15 protein-coding genes are annotated in these 19,562 nt (G+C 67.9%); 8 read left to right on the top strand and 7 right to left on the bottom strand.

All coding sequences use genetic code 11. From position 1 onward, the window contains the following. Position 1 precedes the first annotated feature (1 nt). From QNO06_RS11075 to QNO06_RS11060, 4 genes are read right to left on the bottom strand one after another with little or no spacing between them, the layout of a single operon-like run. On the bottom strand, positions 2-820 hold the full coding sequence (locus tag QNO06_RS11075) for a serine hydrolase domain-containing protein (protein WP_284162457.1): 819 nt from the start codon (positions 818-820) through the stop codon (positions 2-4). Then, the gene (locus tag QNO06_RS11070; RefSeq protein WP_227911715.1) at positions 817-1,833 is read right to left on the bottom strand and encodes an NAD-dependent epimerase/dehydratase family protein; all 1,017 of its coding nucleotides are present in this window, start codon (positions 1,831-1,833) and stop codon (positions 817-819) included. Before QNO06_RS11070 ends, QNO06_RS11075 begins: the two co-directional genes overlap by 4 nt. Continuing rightward, positions 1,830-4,565, bottom strand: coding sequence for an alpha/beta fold hydrolase (locus tag QNO06_RS11065; RefSeq protein ID WP_227911714.1), 2,736 nt, complete (start codon positions 4,563-4,565; stop codon positions 1,830-1,832). Before QNO06_RS11065 ends, QNO06_RS11070 begins: the two co-directional genes overlap by 4 nt. Beyond that, entirely contained in the window at positions 4,559-5,584 is a 1,026-nt protein-coding gene (locus tag QNO06_RS11060; RefSeq protein WP_227911743.1) for a 3-oxoacyl-ACP synthase III, read from the bottom strand. The genes QNO06_RS11065 and QNO06_RS11060 overlap by 7 nt, the downstream gene beginning before the upstream one ends. A gap of 214 nt (positions 5,585-5,798) precedes the next feature. On the opposite strand from QNO06_RS11060, the gene smc reads away from it, so the two are divergent. Further along, complete coding sequence (gene smc, locus QNO06_RS11055) at positions 5,799-9,437, top strand: chromosome segregation protein SMC (RefSeq protein WP_227911713.1); 3,639 nt, start codon at positions 5,799-5,801, stop codon at positions 9,435-9,437. Here the strand turns inward: smc and QNO06_RS11050 are convergent. Together QNO06_RS11050 and QNO06_RS11045 are read right to left on the bottom strand one after the other, a co-directional pair. Further along, positions 9,434-10,165 (bottom strand): glutamine amidotransferase, encoded by a 732-nt coding sequence (locus QNO06_RS11050; RefSeq protein WP_227911712.1) that lies wholly within the window; start codon positions 10,163-10,165, stop codon positions 9,434-9,436. The two genes, smc and QNO06_RS11050, sit on opposite strands and share 4 nt — an antisense overlap. Continuing rightward, positions 10,162-11,391 (bottom strand): MFS transporter, encoded by a 1,230-nt coding sequence (locus tag QNO06_RS11045; RefSeq protein ID WP_227911711.1) that lies wholly within the window; start codon positions 11,389-11,391, stop codon positions 10,162-10,164. The genes QNO06_RS11050 and QNO06_RS11045 overlap by 4 nt, the downstream gene beginning before the upstream one ends. Positions 11,392-11,453: 62 nt before the next feature. Here QNO06_RS11045 and ftsY point away from each other — a divergent pair, with 62 nt between their 5' ends. From ftsY to QNO06_RS11030, 3 genes are all read left to right on the top strand, one after another. After that, the gene (gene ftsY / locus QNO06_RS11040) at positions 11,454-12,641 is read left to right on the top strand and encodes a signal recognition particle-docking protein FtsY (protein WP_227911710.1); all 1,188 of its coding nucleotides are present in this window, start codon (positions 11,454-11,456) and stop codon (positions 12,639-12,641) included. 210 nt (positions 12,642-12,851) lie between these two features. After that, a complete protein-coding gene (locus QNO06_RS11035) occupies positions 12,852-14,150 on the top strand; it encodes an ammonium transporter (protein ID WP_227911709.1) in 1,299 nt (432 codons plus the stop codon). Then, complete coding sequence (locus QNO06_RS11030; protein WP_227911708.1) at positions 14,147-14,485, top strand: P-II family nitrogen regulator; 339 nt, start codon at positions 14,147-14,149, stop codon at positions 14,483-14,485. The genes QNO06_RS11035 and QNO06_RS11030 overlap by 4 nt, the downstream gene beginning before the upstream one ends. Before the next feature lie 7 nt (positions 14,486-14,492). Here the strand turns inward: QNO06_RS11030 and QNO06_RS11025 are convergent, their stop codons facing one another. Then, complete coding sequence (locus QNO06_RS11025; protein WP_227911707.1) at positions 14,493-15,890, bottom strand: glucose-6-phosphate dehydrogenase; 1,398 nt, start codon at positions 15,888-15,890, stop codon at positions 14,493-14,495. A 130-nt stretch (positions 15,891-16,020) separates the two neighbouring features. On the opposite strand from QNO06_RS11025, the gene ffh reads away from it, so the two are divergent. The 4 genes from ffh to QNO06_RS11005 all read left to right on the top strand — a co-directional run bounded on the left by ffh (position 16,021) and on the right by QNO06_RS11005 (position 19,538). Next, complete coding sequence (ffh, locus tag QNO06_RS11020; protein WP_227911706.1) at positions 16,021-17,604, top strand: signal recognition particle protein; 1,584 nt, start codon at positions 16,021-16,023, stop codon at positions 17,602-17,604. A gap of 90 nt (positions 17,605-17,694) precedes the next feature. Next, positions 17,695-18,276, top strand: a complete 582-nt coding sequence (locus QNO06_RS11015; protein WP_227911705.1) for an alpha/beta fold hydrolase — start codon at positions 17,695-17,697, stop codon at positions 18,274-18,276. Positions 18,277-18,336: 60 nt separating this feature from the next. Continuing rightward, the gene (locus tag QNO06_RS11010; RefSeq protein ID WP_284162455.1) at positions 18,337-18,660 is read left to right on the top strand and encodes a GNAT family N-acetyltransferase; all 324 of its coding nucleotides are present in this window, start codon (positions 18,337-18,339) and stop codon (positions 18,658-18,660) included. Then, positions 18,657-19,538, top strand: coding sequence for a VOC family protein (locus QNO06_RS11005; protein ID WP_227911703.1), 882 nt, complete (start codon positions 18,657-18,659; stop codon positions 19,536-19,538). The genes QNO06_RS11010 and QNO06_RS11005 overlap by 4 nt, the downstream gene beginning before the upstream one ends. Positions 19,539-19,562: the final 24 nt, after the last annotated feature.

Genomic DNA, 19,562 nt, shown 5'->3' with positions numbered 1-19,562 from the left:
GCTAGTGGTCTGCGAGCTCCGCCAGGACCGCATCAGTCAACGGAGGCCAGACCTCGGCAGCCCACGGACCGAAGTCCCGGTCAGTGAGGCAAACGGCTGCTGCGCGGGCTTCGGGGTCTACCCAAAGAAAGGTACCGGACTGACCGAAATGGCCGAATGTCCTCGGGGAGCTGTTGGCACCGGTCCAGTGCGGAGACTTGCGGGCGCGGATTTCAAAGCCGAGACCCCAGTCGTTCTCCTTCTGCCGGCCGAACCCGGGAAGTACCCCCGCCAAGCCCGGGAAGACCACATGGGTCGCTTCCGCGAGCCGGCCCGGATCAGTCAGCGTGGGGGACTGAAGCTCTGCGGCAAAGCGGGTCAGGTCGGCAGCAGTCGATACCGCTCCGGCAGCGGGGGATCCCTCCAAGCGGGTGGACGCCATGCCCAGCGGGCTCAGCACACCTTCACGCATGTAGTCGGCGAATGAAATATCGGTTACTTCTTCCAACGTCTCGCCGAGCACTTCGAAGCCGGCATTGGAATACAGCCGCCGGGTACCGGGGGCATACCGGACCGTGCGCTCGCCAAAATCGTACCCGCCGGAATGGGCCAGCAGGTGCCGTACGGTGGAACCCTCCGGTCCCGCCGGCTGGTCAAGCTCCAATGCGCCCTCATCCAGGGCAAGCAGGAGCGTGTAGGCGCTGAGCAGTTTGGTGACGGACGCCAACCGGTACGGACGGTCCTGGTCGCCGGCAGTGCCCAGCACTTCGCCGTCCGCTCCGAGGACAGCTACGGAAACATTGTCCACCGGCCACGATTCAACCGCAGCGAGACTCCTCACCGGGCCACCCCGCCGCCGTAATGGAGCGCAAGCCGGGCCATACCGTCTTCGATCGACACCTCAGGCGTCCAGTCCAGCACCTCCCGGGTTTCGCGCTGGTCAAACCAGTGCGACGTCGAAAGCTGCTCGGCCAGGAAACGCGTCATGGGGGGCTCGTCGTGAACCAGCCCGCGGCGCCCTGCGGCCAGCCATACACGTTCGATGACGCTGCCTGCCTTGCGGGCAGCCACGCCGGGCACGCTCCAGCGGGGAGCGCTTACACCGGCGGCGGCACAAATCCCGGCGATCAGCTCACCGACAGGACGCGGCTGGCCGTTGGTCACCACCAGCGCCTTGCCCCGGGCAGCGTCCATCCGTTCCAGTCCCCGGACGATCGCGGAGGCGGCGTTGTCGATGTACGTGGTGTCGATCAGGGCTGCACCGGCGTCCAGCAGCGGCAGTCGGCCGGACCGTGCACGGTCAATGACCCGTTCCACCAGCTGGGTGTCACCAGGGCCCCAGACGATGTGCGGCCGGATGGCTGCCACCCGGAATTCGGCCGAATTCGCGGCCAAGGCCAGCAGTTCGGCCTCGGCCTTGGACGAGGCGTAAAAACCGCGGGCCCTTTCGGGGTCGGCCTTGCCTGCGCCGGCGCCGGCAATTGGTTCACCAAAATGGGCCACGGACGGAGAGGAAACGAAGACGACGTCGCGTACCCCGGCTTCCCGGGCTGCCTTGAGCAGTATCTGGGTTCCGAGGATGTTGGTTTCTTCGAACTCCTGCCATTCGCCCGTGAAGGACACCTTGGCGGCAAGGTGGATGACGGCGTCCATGCCCTCCACGGCACGGGCAGCAGCCTTGGGATCCGCCACGGACCCGGCCACGAAATCCGTTCCGGGCAGCCCGGGACGGCGCTGCAGGGTGCGTACCTTGTGTCCCTTGGCAGCAAGCAGCTCAGCGACGGCGCCGCCAAGCAGACCGCTGGCACCGGTCACCAGGACGTTGCTGGGCGCCAGGTTGCCGGAGGTGCTCATTGGGAAGCCTCCTCAAAGACAGGCAGCGATCCGGAGCCGCCGGCGGTACCGGCTGAGGAACCGTCAGCGCCCGCAGAAGCAGGAACCCCGGGACCGCCCTTGCCGTGCTTGCTCTGCTTTCCAAGCTTTGGCACCGGCCCCCCGGCCAGCAGCTGCGAGGCCCAGCCGGCCAGCGCGGTTCGGTCGATCTTGGAGTTGTGCCGGATGTCGGTGGGCATCGCCGGCAGCACCAGCACCGCGGCGAGGTCAATGCCGCACAGCTCCAGTACCTGTGACCGGACCTTGGCGGACAGATCCGCAGCGGCCGTTCCAGCCCGCCGGACCGGCGGCGAGGTTTCCAGTACGGCAACAGGGACCTGGGCCCCGGCCGGTCCGACGCCGACCACGGCCACCCGGCCCACGCCGTCGACCGACTCGGCAGCCTGCTCAGCGGCTACCGGCGTGCGGACGCCCTCTGCGGTGGTGAGGATGTGCCCCAGGCGGCCCTCCACCCACAGCCGTCCGTCCCCGTCGAGGTGGCCGACGTCGCCGGTGCGGTGCCAGCCGGTAATCGAAGAACTGTGGCGCTCGGTAATCCAGAGCCTGTCATACCGGTCCTTCACATGCGGGGCACGGACAAGGATTTCGCCGGTACGGTTCGCCGTGGTCAGCGGGTCGCTGCCCACCGAACCATCGGGGAACACCTCGGCAATGGCCACCTTGGCACGGGACACCGGGGTGCCAACACAGACGCCGTTGCCGGAGCCCGCAGCACGGATGCCCGCCAGGCTGATGTCCGTCACCGGCAGCGCCTCGGTCATACCGTAAGGCGTGTGCAGCGACGCGTTGGGCACCAGGTCCTGGACCATGGCCAGCAGTTGCTCGCCAATGGGAGCGCCGGCCGAAAGCAGCAGGTCCACCTGTCCCAGCGCTGTCCGCTGCGCGGCGTCCAGCTCACCGGAAGTTGCTGTCACATTGGTCAGCGCGGCGGGGGAGGCGAAAACGGTGGTGGCATTCACGGCCACTGCGGCGTCGGCAAGGGCCGAAGCGGTCAGCGTACGCGGGGAGGTTACATCCATGTCCGGAGTCACCGACGTGGCGCCCAGGGCCGGACCCAGCAGGGCAAACGGCGCGAAGCCTGCCACCAGTGAGGTGCCTGCGCGCAGGTTATAGGTGTCCTTGATCGCATCGCGCATGGCGGCAAGCTGGCGGTGGGTGTACACCACACCCTTGGCCGGACCGGTGGACCCGGATGTGAAGAGGACAGCGGCATCGGCGTCCGGTTCCGCGGGGAACCACGGCACCTCGGCTGTGCTGCCGCCGGCAATGAGCTCGGCCACCGAATGCTTGACGCCCAGCAGCCGTTTACGGGCCGGGGCCAGTTCGGTGACGCTGATCCGCGTGCCGGGCCAGCCCAGCGCCCGCGCTCCGATGAGCGCACGGTCGATTCCGATTAGGAACGCGGGACCGGCGCCCTTGATGGCGCGCCCCAGCCCCTTGGTGCCCAGACCGGCGTCGGCCACCACAATCACGGCGTTCAGCCGCAGGCAGGCGTAGATCAGCGAGGTCAGTTCAATGCCCGGCGGTACCAGCAGGTTCACCCGGGTGCCGGGGTGCACCCCGGCGGCGGCCAGTCCGGCGGCCAGGGCGTTGACCCGCTCGGCCAGCTCGGCCCAGGACAGTGTGCGCGGCTGTGCATGCGTGCCTGCTGCCCCCAGCGGGGCCATATCGACGACGGCGGCGCTCGTGTCGTCGGCGCGCTCGTCGAGTTCGGCGAGCATGGGCCGGAACGGCTCGCTGCGCCGCAGCGAGGTGTCGGCCGGGGCCTCCACGGCAGTCCGCAGCCAGGAGAACACCGGTGAGGCAATGTCCACGTCTTCGTGCAGCAGATGACCGGCGCCCTCGAAGCGGTGCACCGAAGAAGCCGGCAGCCGCTCCAGCAGGTCGCGCAGGTACCGGTCGGAGAACACCGGGTCCTTGGGTCCCCAGAGCACCAGGGAGGGAACGTTGAGACGGCGGATGCCGTCGGCCACAGTGTTCAGGGTGCGCCAGCTCGGATGCGTTTCGTCGGCCGGAATGTCTGCCACGAAGTTGGCCACGCCTTCCCGGCGGGCCGCGCTGCGGTAGGGCAGGGCGAAAGCGTTCTTCACGTCGGCGGACAGCGCCGGCTGGGCCAGGGCATGGGTGACGCGGATGAACGCGTCGGTGCTCCGGGTTCCCCACGGGTGGACGGCCGGGTGCAGGGCCAGTTTCAAGGCCGGCGGCAGGGAGAAACCTGCCGGGTGCACGGCGGTGTTGGTCAGCACTACGCCGGCAAGCTGGCGGCGGTGCCGCAGTGCCCAGCCCAGGGAAATGACGCCGCCCCAGTCGTGTCCGGCGGTGACCACCTGGCCGCTGATGCCCAGCGCGTCTGTCAGGTTGCCAAGGTCGGTGATCCGGTCCTCAAGGCGGCGGAAGGTGCCCGTCCGCTGGGAAAAGCCCATGTCCAACTGGTCGACGGCCACTACCCGCCACGGCTTCTGCGCCGTTGCGCCGGCGGCCAGCATGCTGCGCCAGAGGTAGGACCAGGTGGGGTTGCCGTGGACGCACAGCAGCGTGCCTGCCGGTTCGACGCCGGCGGCGGCCAGATCAGGACCGTTGTCCAGCACATGCCACTTGTGTACGGTGCCGGGACGGTCGACGGCGGCGGTTGAGGGTACGCGGACAAACGAGGACCAGGCGGGGGAAACGCCGGGCCAAAGCTCCTCTACCACGCAATCTCCATCATGGTGGTGTTCAGGCCGGACCCCACTCCCATGCACAGCACACGGTCCCCGGGGTTGAGGGTCTTGGACTCCTGCGCCAGGGTCATCGGCAGCGACGCCGGGCCCACGTTGCCCCAGGTCGGGAACGTGATCGGCACCTTGGAACGGTCCAGGTCCACGGCCTTGATGATGGCGTTGGTGTAGGAGTTGGACACCTGGTGGGTGACATAGCGGTCCATGCCGCTCCAGTTCCAGCCGTTTTCCTGCGCTTCATTCCAGCCGTCGACTACCAGTTCCAGGCCGCCGTCCAGCAGGCCCTTGGTGTCGGTGTACATGCCGTCCACGCCGCCCACGCACAGCTCATGGTGCTGGGTGCCTGCACGGGAGACACCGCCGAGGATGCGGTGCGAACCGGGGTGTTTGTCGGCGCGGCCGATCACGGCGGCCGCGGCACCGGAGCCCAACGTCAGGGTGGCGAATTCCCGCAGGTAGTCCTGGCGGGTGGAGTCCGGGGCGTTCAGCCGGTCGAACGTGGCCTCCTGCACGCCCTGGGAATCTTCGCCGGCAACAATCAGGGCGTAGTTGATCTGCCCCGAGTCGATCATGTTGGACGCCAGCGTGATGCCGTTCACGAAGCCGAGGCAGGCATTGGCCAGGTCGAAGTTCATGGCGGAAGAAGGCAGGCCCAGCCCGTTGTGGATCTTCACCGCAACGGAAGGCTCAAGGTTGCGGCGGGTCACCGAGGTGTTGATCAGCAGGCCTATCTCGGAGGCCTCGATCCCCGCCTCGGCGAGGGCCTTGGCGCCCGCCTCGATGGCGCCGTCGTCGAACCCTGTTCCAGGGGCCCACCAGCGCCGCTCGCTGACGCCGGCAACCCGTTCCAGCAGGCGTTTGGAGAGACGCAGCCGCTTGAGCGATGGCTCAAGCCGCTGGTCGAATTCACTTGAACTCATAACCATCGGAGCTTCGACGCTGTTCACGCTGAGGATGGCCGAATTGGAGTGCTGGAAGTTGAAGTTCCCGGTCAAAATGCCTGCCTTGTCTGCTGCTGAAACTATCGCGCTGGCGGCCGCCGTGAAGCCTGCATCCACGCCCTAAAATCATATGACTCTTTTAGAAGCCTACTTTCCGGCGCGGCGAATCAGCAGGGAAATGCCGGATTACGCTCTCCGAGTAGAGCGGAATTTTGACGCTAACCGCGTAGATTTAGGGAATCAACCCCGGCAGGAAAGATTAACCCCCGTGCACCTGAAAACCCTGACCATGCGAGGATTCAAGTCCTTCGCATCGGCCACCACCTTCGAGTTCGAACCCGGCGTCACCGCCGTGGTGGGCCCCAACGGGTCCGGGAAGTCCAACGTGGTGGACGCCCTGGCCTGGGTGATGGGCGAACAGGGAGCCAAGACACTGCGCGGCGGGAAGATGGAGGACGTCATCTTCGCCGGCACCTCCGGCCGGGCGCCGCTGGGCCGGGCCCAGGTGTCCCTGACCATCGACAACGCCGACGGCGCCCTGCCGATCGAATACTCCGAAGTCACCATTTCCCGCACGCTCTTCCGGGCCGGCGGCTCCGAGTACGCCATCAACGGCAGCCCCTGCCGGCTCCTGGACATCCAGGAACTGCTCTCGGACTCGGGGCTGGGCCGTGAGATGCATGTCATAGTGGGCCAGGGCCAGCTCGACAAGGTGCTGCATGCCACTCCAGAGGAGCGCCGCGGTTTCATTGAGGAAGCCGCCGGCATCCTCAAGCACCGCCGGCGCAAGGAGAAAACCCTCCGCAAGCTGGATGCCATGGCCGCGAACCTGGCCCGCGTCACCGACCTTACGGCCGAACTGCGCCGCCAGTTGGGGCCGCTGGGCAAACAGGCCGCCGTCGCCCGCCGCGCCAAGACGGTGCAGCAGGACGTCCGGGACGCCCGCTCCCGGCTGCTCGCCGATGACCTGGCCACCCTCACTGCTGCCTACGAGAAGGAAGCCGCAGACGAATCCGCCCTCAAGGCCCGCCGCGTGGCGGTGGAAGCCGCCGTCGCCGCAGGCCGGGAACGCCAGGCCGAGCTGGAGGCGCTGGCAGCCCGGGCAGCTCCGGAACTGAATGCAGCACGGGACACCTGGTACGAGCTGTCCTCCCTGCAGGAGAGGTTCCGTTCCCTTGCCGCCCTCGCTGCCGAACGTGCCCGGCTGCTGGGGACGGCTGAACCCGTTGCCGGCACCGGCCGGGACCCTGAACAGCTGCAGGCCTCGGCGGACCGGGTGCGCGCCGAAGCCGCCGCCCTGGAAGCGGACATCGAGGACCTGCGGGTCCGGCTGGAAGACGCTGTGGAGATCCGCGAAGCGGCTGAAGAGGACGCAACCGCCGAAGAGCGGCGCTACGCCGCCCTGCTCCGGGCCGCAGCGGACCGGCGTGAAGGGCAGGCACGGCTGGCCGGCCAGGTGGAAGCAGCCCGCTCCCGCCTGGCCTCCGCGCGCGCCGAGGCTGGACGCCTGCGGACTTCCATCGCGGCAGCCGAAGAGCGGCGCGCCAAAGCGCAGGAAGCCTTTGGCCGGCTGGAAGGAACCGCTGCCGGTGCCGAGGCCGGGGAAGCGGACCTCGACGCAGAGTTCGAAGCTGCGCAGGCAGACCTCGACGACGCAGCGGCGGCCCTGCAGCAGGTGCAGGTTGCCGAGCGTGAAGCCGTCCGCGAGACGGAAACCCTGACAGCGCGCCGCGAAGCGCTCGCCGTCGGACTGGACCGCCGTGACGGCAGCACAGCGCTGCGGGACGCCGGGCTGCCCGGGGTGCTGGCACCTTTGTCGATCAGTGTTAAGCCTGGCTTTGAACGCACCGTTGCCGCTGCCCTCGGCACAGCTGCCGACGCCGTGGCCGTAGCGGACCTTGACGCCGCCGTCCGGGCGCTGCAGTACCTCAAGGACACGGGGGAGGGGCAGGCGGATCTCCTTCTTGCCGGGTCCGGTCCCGCCGGGGAAAACGCTACGGGCGCCGTCGTCCCGGCAAGGCAGGCCGTGCTGCCTCCCGGCGCCGTGCCGGTGCTGTCCCTGATCAGTGCCGAGGACCAGGTGCAGGCGGCCCTGAATGTCCTGCTGGCCGATGCCGTAGCGGTGGATAGCCTGTCGGCTGCCGCCGTCCTGCTCGCGGCGGATCCCGCTGCCCGGGTCATTACCGCCGACGGCGACGTGCTGAGTGCCTACAGTGCCCGGGGCGGCTCGGCCACGGCTCCCGGCCTGCTCGAAATCCAGGCTGCGGTGGATGAAACTGACGCCCGGCTGCAGGCTGCACGCACCAGGGCGGAGGAAGCAGGGGCAGGGATCGGGTCCGCCGCCGCCCGGGTGGCTGCAGCGCGAACCCGTGCAGAGGCCGCGCTGGCCGCCCTGCATGAATCCGACGCACGGCTGGCAGCCACCGCCGAACAGTTGGGCACCTTGGGCTCAGCCGTGCGTGCTGCAGCCGGAGAAGCCGAGCGCCTGGCCGGACTGGTGGCTGCAGCGGACGCCAACGCCGCCGCGGAAGAAGAAAAGCTCGCGGCAGTGACCGAACGTCTGGCGGCGGCAGGAGAGGACAACGCCACCGAGGAAGAACCCTCCGCCGGACAGCGGGATGCGCTGGCGCTCGCAGCCTCCGCCGCACGGCAGGCGGAAATGGACGCCCGCCTGGGCCTGCGCTCGGCCGAAGAGCAGCTCAAGGCAGTTGCCGGGCGTGCCGAGGCGCTGGAACGCTCCGCCGTCGCCGAGCGGCGGGCACGGGAAGCCGCAGCGGAGCGGGCCCGCCGCCGCGCAGTGCAGCGGGAACGCGCCGTTGCCGTGGCGGCTGGCGCGGATGCGGTGCTGGCGCACCTGCAGGTGTCCCTGGTGCTGGCCGCCGCGGAACGGGACCGGGCCGAAGAATCCCGGGCGGCCCGCGAAACCGAACTGGCAGCAGTCCGCAGCGCCAACAACGACGCCGCCGCGGAGCTGGCACGGCTCACCGACTCCGTACACCGGGACGAGCTGGCCAGGGCCCAGCAACGGCTGCGGATCGAGACGCTCGAGGCCCGGGCGCTGGAGGAGCTGGGCATGACGGCCGAGCACCTGGTGGCCAACTTCGGACCGGACCAGCCGGTTCCGGTGCCGGCCGATGCTGCGGACGGGAAGGGTGCGGACAAGTGGGCCGCCCTGCACACCCCCGTGGACGAGCACGGCAACCCCCTGATGGAGGGCATCCCGTACGTCCGGGCCGACCAGGAAAAACGCCTGAAGCGCGCTGAACGCGATCTGGCCGCACTGGGCAAGGTGAACCCGCTGGCACTGGAGGAATTCGCGGCACTGGAGGAACGCCACCAGTTCCTTTCCACCCAGCTGGAAGACCTCAAAGCCACCCGCAAGGACCTGCTGGACATCATCGCCGACGTTGACCGCCGGGTGGAGGAAGTGTTTACGGCCGCCTACCGGGACACCGCCGAGCAGTTCACGCATGTGTTCGCGCGGCTGTTTCCCGGCGGCGAAGGCCGGCTGGTGCTCACCGACCCGGACAACATGCTCACCACCGGCATTGAGGTCCATGCCCGTCCTGCGGGGAAGAAAATCAAGCGGCTGTCCCTGCTCTCCGGCGGGGAACGGTCCCTGACCGCCGTCGCGCTCCTGGTGGCAATCTTCAAGGCCCGGCCCTCGCCGTTCTACGTGATGGACGAGGTGGAGGCAGCCTTGGATGACACGAACCTGGGCCGGCTGATCACCATCTTCGAGGAACTGCGCGAGTCCAGCCAGCTCATTGTGATCACGCACCAGAAACGCACCATGGAGGTGGCGGACGCACTGTACGGGGTGACTATGCGCGGCGACGGCGTGTCCACCGTGATCAGCCAGCGCATCGAGCGCGGGACGCCCGGGCAGGACGGGGATAACCCCTAGCGGGCGTACCGTGCGGTGAAGTTCGCCAGGATGCGCGGCGGCACGTGTACTGCCGAGCCCCGCACGGCATCCATCACGGTCTCTGCTTCCTCCGGCGGGAAATATCCTGCGTTCCGGTACACAGAGATCCGCGTCAGCAGCCCGGCCACGTCCAGCTCGGGATGGAACTGGGTGGCGTACAGGTTGGTCCGGACCCGGAACATCTGCACCGGGCACGTGGCCGAGCCGGCAAGGTTCACCGCGTTCGGAGGCAGCTGCGCCACCGCCTCCTTGTGGCCGACATAGGCCGCGAAGGTCTCCGGGATGCCCTCCAGCAAGGGATCCGCCCGGCCGGCCGGCGTCAGCGCAATCTCCACCGGCCCCACGGGCTCGCCGTACGTGCGGTCCACCACGGCGCCCTGGTGCCGGCCCAAGGTGCCCACGCCGTAGCAGGCGCCGAAGAACGGGAAGTCCCGCCCCGCAACCTCGTCCAGCAGCGCGGCCATCTCGGCCTCGACCCGCAGCTGCACGGCGGACTTGGATTCTTCCGGATCACTGGAATTGAACGGGCCGCCGCCCACAATCACACCGCTGTAGTCAGCCAGGTCCACCGGCGGCATGGGGCCGGACTCCAGGCGTACCCGGTGCAGCTGCTCCTCGCCCAGCCCGCCGAAGCGCAGGAAGGAGGCATATTCCTCATCGGCGGCGTCGTCTTCGGCCCGGGTGGCCAGGAGCAGGAAAGGCTTCATTCCTCGATGGTAGTGCTGGCCGGGGCCGCTTTCCGGGCGGGCAGGGTTTCCCGCGCGGCCAGCCACGCCACGAAGCCCAGCGCCATAATGCCCCCGGTCACTCCGAACGCCCAGGAGTAGCCCAGGCGGTCCGCCAGCATACCGGCCAGCACGGGGCCGGCAATGGCACCGGTGTCACTGGCCATCTGGAAGGTGGCCAGCACCTTGCCGCCGCTGCGCCCAGTGCCGATAATGTCGCCCACGGCGGCCTGCTGGGCAGGGTTCAGCAGACCGGTGCCCATGCCTGCAATGGCGGAAATGATCAGGAATTCCGGAACGCTGGAACTGAAGCCGATCAGTGCGGTGGCCACCGCATTGATGGCCAGTCCGAGCAGGATCATCGGCCGGCGCCCCCAGCTGTCGGCCAGCCGGCCGGAGAAGGTCAGTACGACGGCGGTGCCCGCAGCGAAGGCGGTCAGCGATATGCCGGCCACTTCCGGGCCCGCGGACAGGGCCGCGGCCGCGAACAGCGGCACCAGCGCGTTGCGGACGCCGAAGGAAGACCACCCGTTGGCGAAGGATGAGGCAAGGGCGCCCCGGTAGGCGAAGTCCTTCAGTGCTTCCCGGACCGTGAGCACCGGCAGCTTCGGGGCGGCACTCTCCTCGGCACCGGCCACCGGACGGGTGTCTTTGAGCCGCAGGAACACCACGCCGGCGGCCAGGACCAGGGCGGCGGCATAGACCAGGAACGGGATCCGCAGCCCGAAACCGGCCAGCAGCCCGCCGAGCAGCGGCCCGCCGATGTTGCCCAGCAGGAAGGACGAGGCATAGGCGCTGGAGACCCGGCCGCGTACCTCCGGGGGAGCGAGCCGGATGATCAGGGCCATGGCGGAGATGGTGAACATGGTGGACCCAATGCCGCCCAGGCCGCGGAAGACCAGCAGCTGCCAGTAGGACTGCGCGAAGGCGCAGGCAGCGGTGGACAGGGCCACGATCAGCAGCCCGGCGATGTACACCGGGCGTTCACCGAGTTTTTCCAGCAGCACCCCGCCGGCCGGGGCGAACACCAGCCGGGTGAACGCGAACGCGCTGACGATCACTGAGGACGCAGTCACGCCGACGTCGAAACTCAGGGCAAACTGCGGAAGGACCGGAGCCACCAGGCCAAAGCCGAGGGCAATGACGAAGGCAGCGGCGATCAGGACTTGGATTTCCTGCGGGATTCGGATTCGGGGAGTGCGCACCATGATAAGGCGATTCTCTCAGATCTTCGGATAGTCAAAGAGCCGTCTGTGAGAAGCTTGGAAGCGTGAATGAGACCCTATCGATAGTGATCTACGTCCTTGTCGCCTTGGCTGTGGTCGGCTCTGTCGCTGCGCTGCTGGTACGGACCCGGCGCACCCCCAAGAGCATGTACCCCACCCGCCGCGACGCCAACGACCCGGTCACCGGATCCGGTGCCGGCACTGACACGCTTGATGCACCGCCGGGTGAGACCGGCGTCGTTGTTCCCGACGATCTCCGCGACCTGGAGGAAGCCCCCGCCCCGCAGGCACCAACCGTTGAGACGCCCGAACCCGTCCAGGGCCGTCTGGCCCGGCTCCGGGCCCGTCTGGCCAAGTCCAACAACGCACTGGGCAAGGCGCTGCTGGCACTGCTTTCCAGCGACCGTATTGACGAAGACGTATGGGATGAAATCGAAGAAACCCTGCTCCTCGCGGACCTCGGCACCGAACCCACCATGGAACTGGTGGACGCCCTGCGCGCACGCGTCAAGGTTTCCGGCAGCCAGGACCCGCAGGAAGTCCACGCAATGCTGCGCGAGGAACTGATCAAACTGGTGGATCCGTCCATGGACCGCTCGCTGGCTGTTACCCGGCACGCCGAGACCCCCGCCGTCGTGATGGTGGTGGGCGTCAACGGCGTCGGCAAGACCACCACGGTGGGCAAGCTGGCCCGCGTCCTGGTGGCCGAAGACAAGGACGTGGTGCTGGGCGCCGCGGATACCTTCCGTGCAGCCGCAGCCGAGCAGCTGGCCACCTGGGGCCAGCGCGTGGGCGTGCCCACCGTGCGTTCCGAAATCGACGGCGCCGACCCGGCGTCGGTGGCGTTTGAAGCGGTCAAGGCCGGCATCGACGGCGAAGCGGACGTGGTCCTGATCGACACGGCCGGGCGCCTGCAGAACAAGGTCGGCCTGATGGATGAGCTCGGCAAGGTCAAGCGGGTCATCGAAAAGCAGGCCGCCGTGGACGAGGTCCTGCTGGTGCTGGACGCCACCACGGGCCAGAACGGCCTGACCCAGGCGAAGGTCTTCGCCGACGTGGTCAACATTTCCGGCATTGTGCTGACCAAGCTGGACGGCACCGCCAAGGGCGGAATCGTCGTCGCCATCCAGCGCACCCTGGGTGTGCCGGTGAAGCTCGTGGGACTGGGTGAAGGCGCGGACGACCTCGCCCCGTTCGAAGCCGAAAGCTTCGTGGACGCCCTGCTGGGCTAGTACCCGCCGCAGCTCAAAGCCCCGTCTCCCGGCAAGGGAGGCGGGGCTTTTGCGTACCCGGAAACGCAATGGAAACCTCCCCGTCACCGCCCTTTTACCGGACCTGCGTGTTTGTAACCTCCCGGCAACACCCCCACGCCCGGCCGGAAATCTGGCCCCGGCAAAGTTCATGGTGCGGGAGATGCCCGCCAAACGCGAAGGGACGTGAAGATGGATCTGTCAGCAGGTCACGTCTGGGTAATGGTTTCGGCAGCTCTGGTGCTGCTTATGACACCGGGGGTGGCGTTCTTCTACGGCGGCATGACCCGCGCCAAGGCCGCTCTGAACATGATGATGATGAGCTTTGTATCCATCGGACTCATCGGTGTGGTCTGGGTGCTCTGGGGCTTCTCCATGACCGGCGGGGACGGCATCGCCGGACTGTTCGGCAACCCCTTCACCTCCTTCGGCCTAGAAGACATCGTGGGCAGCGAAGACCTCATCACCGCCGGATACGGGGCAACGTTTGCCATCATCACCGTGGCCCTGATCAGCGGGGCCGTTGCGGACCGCACCAAGTTCGGTGCATGGGCGGTCTTCGTCCCGATCTGGGTGACCCTGGTCTACTGCCCGCTGGCCTTTATGGTCTGGGGCGGCGGACTGCTCGGCGCCGACGGCGCGGTGGGTTCCGTGGTGGGCGAGGCCATCGACTTCGCCGGCGGCACCGTGGTCCACATCAACGCCGGCGCGGCCGGACTGGTCCTTGCCCTGATCATCGGCAAGCGCAAGGGCTTCGGCAAGGACCCCAGCCAGCGTCCGCACAACATCCCCTTCGTGATGCTGGGCGCCACCCTGCTCTGGTTCGGCTGGTTCGGATTCAACGGCGGCGCCGCCGGTACTGCTGAAGAGGCGGGCCTCATCTGGATCAACACGCTCGCCGCCCCCGCCGCCGCCATGCTCGGCTGGCTGCTGACCGAACGGATCCGCGACGGCCGGGCCACCTCGCTGGGAGCCGCTTCCGGCGTCGTCGCCGGCCTGGTGGCCATCACCCCGGCCTGCGCCAACGTCAGCCCGCTGGCCGCGGTGGGACTGGGTGTGGTTGCCGGTGTCCTTTCCGCCCTGGCGATCGGCCTGAAGTACCGGTTCGGCTATGACGACTCCCTCGACGTCGTAGGCGTCCACCTGGTAGCCGGGCTCGTGGGCACCCTCGCCTTGGGCTTCATCGCCCTGCCGGCCGACGGCGCCGGCGGCGGCCTGTTCTACGGCGGCGGTCTCGGGCAGCTCGGCGCGCAGTTGGCCGCAGCCCTGATCACCATCGTCTTCTCGGCCGTGGTGACCCTGGTCATTGGCCTGGCGATCCACAAGACCATGGGCTTCCGGATCTCCGAAGAAGACGAGATCAACGGCGTGGACCTGAGCGAACACGCCGAAACGGCCTATGAATTCGACGGGCTCGGCACGGGCGGCGCTTTCACGCCCTTCCCGGATACGGCACGCACCACCACCACCAAGGAGACGGTCAACTCATGAAACTCGTAACCGCTATTGTCCGGCCCGAGAAGCTCGACGCCGTCCGGGGCAGCCTGGAAAGCTACGGGGTGCAGGGACTAACCGTCAGTTCCGCGAACGGCTACGGCCGCCAGCGCGGGCACACCGAGGTCTACCGGGGTGCGGAGTACACCGTGGACCTGCTGCCCAAGGTGCGGGTGGAGGTGCTGGTGGCCAATGAATGGGTCAATGACATTGTTGATGTGCTGGTTTCCACCGCCAACACCGGCCGGGCCGGCGACGGCAAGGTGTGGGTAGTCAACGTGGAAGAGGCGCTGCGGGTGCGTACCGGCGAACGCGGGGACAGTGCACTCTAGCTACTCCCTACAGGTCCGCCCGGCTGGTATTCCAGCCGGGCGGTCCCTGTGTTCCGGCAGGGTAGGACTCCATCGGGACCTCGTCGGAGGCCCATGCCTGCAGCACCGGATCCACGATCCGCCAGCACTCAGCGGCTATGTCGGCACGGACCGAAAGCAACGGATCGCCGTTGAGCACCGATTCGATCACCTCGCCGTACGGGGTCAGGTGCGACACGTGGGTGGGTCCCTTCAAGCCCGTGCGTTCAAGCCGGAACACGCTCTGCGGTCCGTTGATGTTCAGTTCCAGCTCAATTTCCGCCGGGCCGAAGGAAATCCGCAGCCGCGAAGGCAGGTCGGTGATCCCCGTGAACCCCTCCGGCAGGTGGCTGACCGGCCGGAACGTCACCAGCACCTCCTTGCGGGCACGGCTCATGGCCTTGCCGGAGCGGAGGATAAACGGAACCCCGGCCCAGCGGTCATTGTTGATCCGGATGTCCACCTCGGCCAGGGTCTCGGTGCCGCGGGAGGGATCAACACCGGGGGAGTCCGCATAAGCCTCGATCTCCCGTCCGTCCACGCTGCCGGCGGTGTACCGGGCACGGCGGCTGGCGGCCGGGTCGGCGACGGAGGCGCGCAGCGTAGCCGCCACCAGATCGCGCAGGTCGCGCTCGCCGAGGGTGGCCGGTGCCTCGATGGCCATAAACGCCATGATGTGAAGCAGGTGGCTCTGGATCATGTCCTTCAGGGCTCCGGCGGAGTCGTAGTACTTCGCCCGCCCTTCCAAGCCCAGCTGCTCGTCGAAAACGATCTCCATCTTCTCGATGTGCAGGTTGCTCCACGCCGGTTCCAGCAGGCGGTTGGTGAACCGCAGGCCCAGGATGTCCATGACCGTGGTCATGCCCAGGAAGTGGTCCACCCGGAATATATCCTCTTCGGGAACCAGCCGGGCGAGGGCCTCGTTCAAAGCAACGGCGGACGCCTGATCGCTGCCGAAAGGCTTTTCCAGCACCAGCCGGGTGTCCGGCGGCAGGTCGCCGGCCTGCAGTTTCCCCACGGCCTGCACCGCCAGGGCAGGAGGCAGCGCGAAATAGACGGCCAGGGGAGGCTCCAGGTCCCGGATCCGATCTGCCAGCTCGGCGCCCTTGGACAGGTCCAGCTGCAGGTACCGGCCGCGTTCCACCGTGTCGGCCAGATACTCGGCGGCGGATTCATCGGCAGCTTCGGAGGCTTGGGCGAAGCATGCCCGCATGCGGTCCTGCCACTGCTCCCGGGTCCATTCCCGGGACCCGGACCCGATAACGGTCAGCCCGGGCGCGCGTCCGCGGCTGACCACCCGCGCAAGGCCGGGCAGCAGCAGGCGCTCGGCAAGGTCTCCGGTGCCGCCAAGGATGAGAAGGGTCCGCACACGCTGGGGATCGGCCATGACTCCAGCGTCCCACCGCCGCGGCCGCGGAGGTAGGGCAGGGGAGGCAAATAGGCGGAGCGGCTTGGTACCCTTAACAGCTGGGCCTGGCAAACAAGGCGAAGAAACTGACGAAAGAAGTGCGCGGCACGTGTTTAATTCACTGTCTGACCGGTTGACTTCAACCTTCAAAAACCTGCGCGGCAAGGGCCGGCTCACCGAGGCCGACGTCGACGCCACCGTGCGCGAGATCCGCCGCGCCCTCCTGGACGCCGACGTCGCCGTTCCCGTGGTGCGTGCGTTCACCGCCACTGTCAAGGAACGTGCCCTCGGGTCCGAAGTTTCCCAGGCCCTGAATCCGGGCCAGCAGGTCGTCAAGATCGTCAACGAAGAGCTCAAAGCTATCCTCGGCGGCGAAACGCGGCGCCTGCGCCTGGCGAAGAACCCGCCCACGGTCATTATGCTCGCAGGCCTCCAGGGTGCCGGTAAGACCACCCTCGCCGGCAAGCTTTCCAAGCACCTGAAGTCCCAGGGCCACAGCCCGCTGCTGGTCGCAGCGGACCTGCAGCGGCCCAACGCCGTCCGCCAGCTCCAGGTCAACGGCGAACGCGCCGGCGTGCCGGTCTACGCACCGCACCCCGGCGTGTCCTCCGAGTTCGAGGCCGCCACCGGTGATCCCGTAGCCGTGGCCCGCCAGGGCATCCAGGAAGCCCGCACCAAGCTGCACGACGTCGTTATCGTAGACACCGCCGGCCGCCTGGGCGTGGACGCCGAACTGATGCAGCAGGCCGCGGACATCCGCGCCGCCATCAACCCGGACGAAGTCCTCTTCGTGATTGACGCCATGATTGGCCAGGACGCCGTGAACACGGCCCAGGCCTTCAACGAGGGCGTGAACTTCACCGGCGTTGTCCTGACCAAGCTCGACGGCGATGCCCGCGGCGGTGCCGCGCTGTCCGTGGCCTCGGTGACCGGCAAGCCGATCATGTTCGCCTCCACCGGCGAGGCCCTGACGGACTTCGAGATCTTCCACCCGGACCGCATGGCCAGCCGCATCCTGGACCTCGGCGACGTCCTGACGCTCATCGAGCAGGCGGAGCAGAGCTGGGACAAGGATGAAGCCAACCGGATGGCGAAGAAGTTCGCCGACCAGGAAGACTTCACCCTGGACGACTTCCTCGCCCAGATGCAGCAGATCCGCAAAATGGGTTCCATGAAGAAGATGCTCATGATGATGCCCGGTGCCGCCGGCATGCGTGAGCAGCTGGAGAACTTCGACGAACGCGAGATCGACCGGGTCGAAGCCATTGTCCGCTCCATGACTCCGCACGAGCGCGTGGCCCCGAAGATCATCAACGGCTCCCGCCGCGCCCGCATTGCCCGCGGCTCCGGCGTGCACGTCTCCGAGGTCAACGGCCTGCTGGAACGTTTTGTCCAGGCCCAGAAGATGATGAAGAAGATGGCTGCCGGCGGCGGCATCCCCGGCATGCCGGGTATGGCAGGCCCGGGCGGCTTCGGCGGTGCCCGCAAGAAGCAGCAGGCAGCCAAGGGCAAAAAGAAGGCCAAGTCCGGCAACCCGGCCAAGGCCGCCCAGGAACGGGCGGAAGCAGAGGCGCGGGCCGCCGGTGCCCGCAAGGCGCTTCCGACCGGCAGCGCCTTCGGGGCCCAGGACGCGGACTTCGACCCGGCGTCGTTGAACCTGCCCAAGGGCTTCGATAAGTTCCTCGGCAAGTAAGCTCTGCACCTGAACAGCCGTACACCGCCGGACACTTGTCCGGCGGTGTGTGCTTTAACCCGCGGGCTGGCCGTGGAGAACGGGAGTCCCATGCTTCGGCAACGAGTGGTTTTTGTGCACGGAGCCGGCAGCTTCGGTGCGGCCGCCTGGCCCAAACAGCACGGGCTCGCCTTGGACTATGACGCCTTGTTCCTCCGGCGCCACGGCTACGGCGCTGCCGCCGGGCCGGTGCCGCCGGACCTGGAGGCAGATATTGCCCTCATCCGCGGAGAACTGGGCGAGGGCGGGCACCTGGTGGCGCACTCAACCGGCGCGGTTCCGGCCATGCTGGCCGCACTGCGTTACCCGGGCAAGGTTTTTTCCCTGGTCCTGTGTGAGCCGGCGGTGTTCTCACTGACCCGGGACCTGCCCGTCACCACAGCGCACCGGGCGCTGCTGCAGCCGCACTCAGATGCCGCCCCGGAGTGGGACGCACCGCTGGACATTGTTCCCGGTGTTCCCACACTGGTCCTCACCGGAGGTTGGGAACCGCTGTACGAGGAAGTGGCGGAATTCCTGGTGTCCACCGGCGCGGAACACCTGCAGGTGGGCGGAAACCACCGTCCGCAGGACACGGATGCCGGGGCGCGGGCCATCCGGGCGTTCCTTGCCCGCCGGAAGCGAGACAGCTGATGAACGCCGCTTCCGCCCGCGGCAGTGCTGCCTGAGTTCGCTGCTGCGCGGTGCATCCTGGTGGCCGGACGGCCGCCTGCTGGCTTTGCCCGACTGGAGGAAGTTGACCGGCAGGCCCACCTTGAGCAGCTTTCGGTCCACCCCGACGCCGCCGGCGCGGGACTTGGGCGGGCGCTGGTGGAGGCTGCCATGGCTTGGGCGCGGGAACAGGGATACACGTACATGACGTTGTGCACGTTTGTCGATGTTCCGTTCAACGCCCCGTTCTACGCCAGTTGCGGCTTTGAAGTGGTGACTGCGCCCGAAGGTGAATTGGCGGACGTGCGGCGCCATGAAGCCAACGGCTGGGCAATACGTGAAGCTTCAAGTAAGCTCAATACATGAATCTTCAAGTAAGCGACTTGCTGCCTGCAAACCTGGCCATGGGCACAGTGATGCTCAAGGTCGGCGATCTGGCCACGGTCTCCGCCTATTACCGCGGGGCCTTGGGCCTGGAGGTGATCGCAGAAGCGGACGGGGGGCTGTACCTGGGTCGCGGCGCTGTGCCGGTGGTGCATCTGGCCCCGGCGCCGGGCCTGCAGGTCGCCTCCCGCGGGGAGGCGGGGCTGTTTCACACCGCCATTCTTTTCGAAGACCGGGCGGCACTGGCCGCGGCCGTCGCTTCGGCGGCGCAGTATGACCCCACGGCATTCGCAGGGTCGGCGGACCATCTGGTCAGCGAAGCCTTTTACTTCACCGACCCGGAAGGCAACGGCATCGAACTGTATTACGACAGGCCGCGGGATGCCTGGGAATGGGATAACACCGGCGCAGGCCGGCAGGTAAAGATGGCTTCGCTGGCCCTGTCCCCGCAGGCCTACCTCCGGGAACACCTGACCGAAGCGGCACTGGACGGACTGCGGGGCTCCGCGGCCGCCGTCGGGCACGTCCACCTGCAGGTGGGGGACACGGCAACTGCCGAAGCCTTCTACGTTTCCACGCTCGGCTTTGAGCGGACCGCCGGGTTCCATGGGCAGGCGCTGTTCGTTTCCGCCGGCGGCTACCACCATCACATGGCCATGAATGTGTGGAACAGCCGAGGTGCCGGGCCGCGCCGCGACACCTTGGGATTGGGGGAGGTGCTGATCAGCGTCCCGTCCGCGGACGACGTCGCAGGGCTGGCCGACCGCCTGAAGACTGCGGGCGTTGCCAGCCACCACACGGGTGCCGAACTGGTCTTCGAGGATCCGTGGCGCAACCGGCTGCGGGTCGCCGCGGGTTGACCGGGACCGCCGGGGAACCGCTTT

The sequence above is a fragment of the Arthrobacter sp. zg-Y20 genome, assembly GCF_030142075.1.
GTDB lineage: Bacteria > Actinomycetota > Actinomycetes > Actinomycetales > Micrococcaceae > Arthrobacter_B.
This window is presented reverse-complemented; position numbering and strand designations above follow the sequence as displayed.

What these genes read in the sequence shown, in the direction of transcription:
- QNO06_RS11070 (WP_227911715.1), bottom strand. Translation starts at nt 1,833, where the DNA reads ATGAGCACCTCCGGCAACCTGGCGCCCAGCAACGTCCTGGTGACCGGT.
- QNO06_RS11050 (WP_227911712.1), bottom strand. Translation starts at nt 10,165, where the DNA reads ATGAAGCCTTTCCTGCTCCTGGCCACCCGGGCCGAAGACGACGCCGCC.
- QNO06_RS11045 (WP_227911711.1), bottom strand. Translation starts at nt 11,391, where the DNA reads ATGGTGCGCACTCCCCGAATCCGAATCCCGCAGGAAATCCAAGTCCTG.
- QNO06_RS11035 (WP_227911709.1), top strand. Translation starts at nt 12,852, where the DNA reads ATGGATCTGTCAGCAGGTCACGTCTGGGTAATGGTTTCGGCAGCTCTG.
- QNO06_RS11030 (WP_227911708.1), top strand. Translation starts at nt 14,147, where the DNA reads ATGAAACTCGTAACCGCTATTGTCCGGCCCGAGAAGCTCGACGCCGTC.
- QNO06_RS11025 (WP_227911707.1), bottom strand. Translation starts at nt 15,890, where the DNA reads ATGGCCGATCCCCAGCGTGTGCGGACCCTTCTCATCCTTGGCGGCACC.
- QNO06_RS11015 (WP_227911705.1), top strand. Translation starts at nt 17,695, where the DNA reads ATGCTTCGGCAACGAGTGGTTTTTGTGCACGGAGCCGGCAGCTTCGGT.
- QNO06_RS11005 (WP_227911703.1), top strand. Translation starts at nt 18,657, where the DNA reads ATGAATCTTCAAGTAAGCGACTTGCTGCCTGCAAACCTGGCCATGGGC.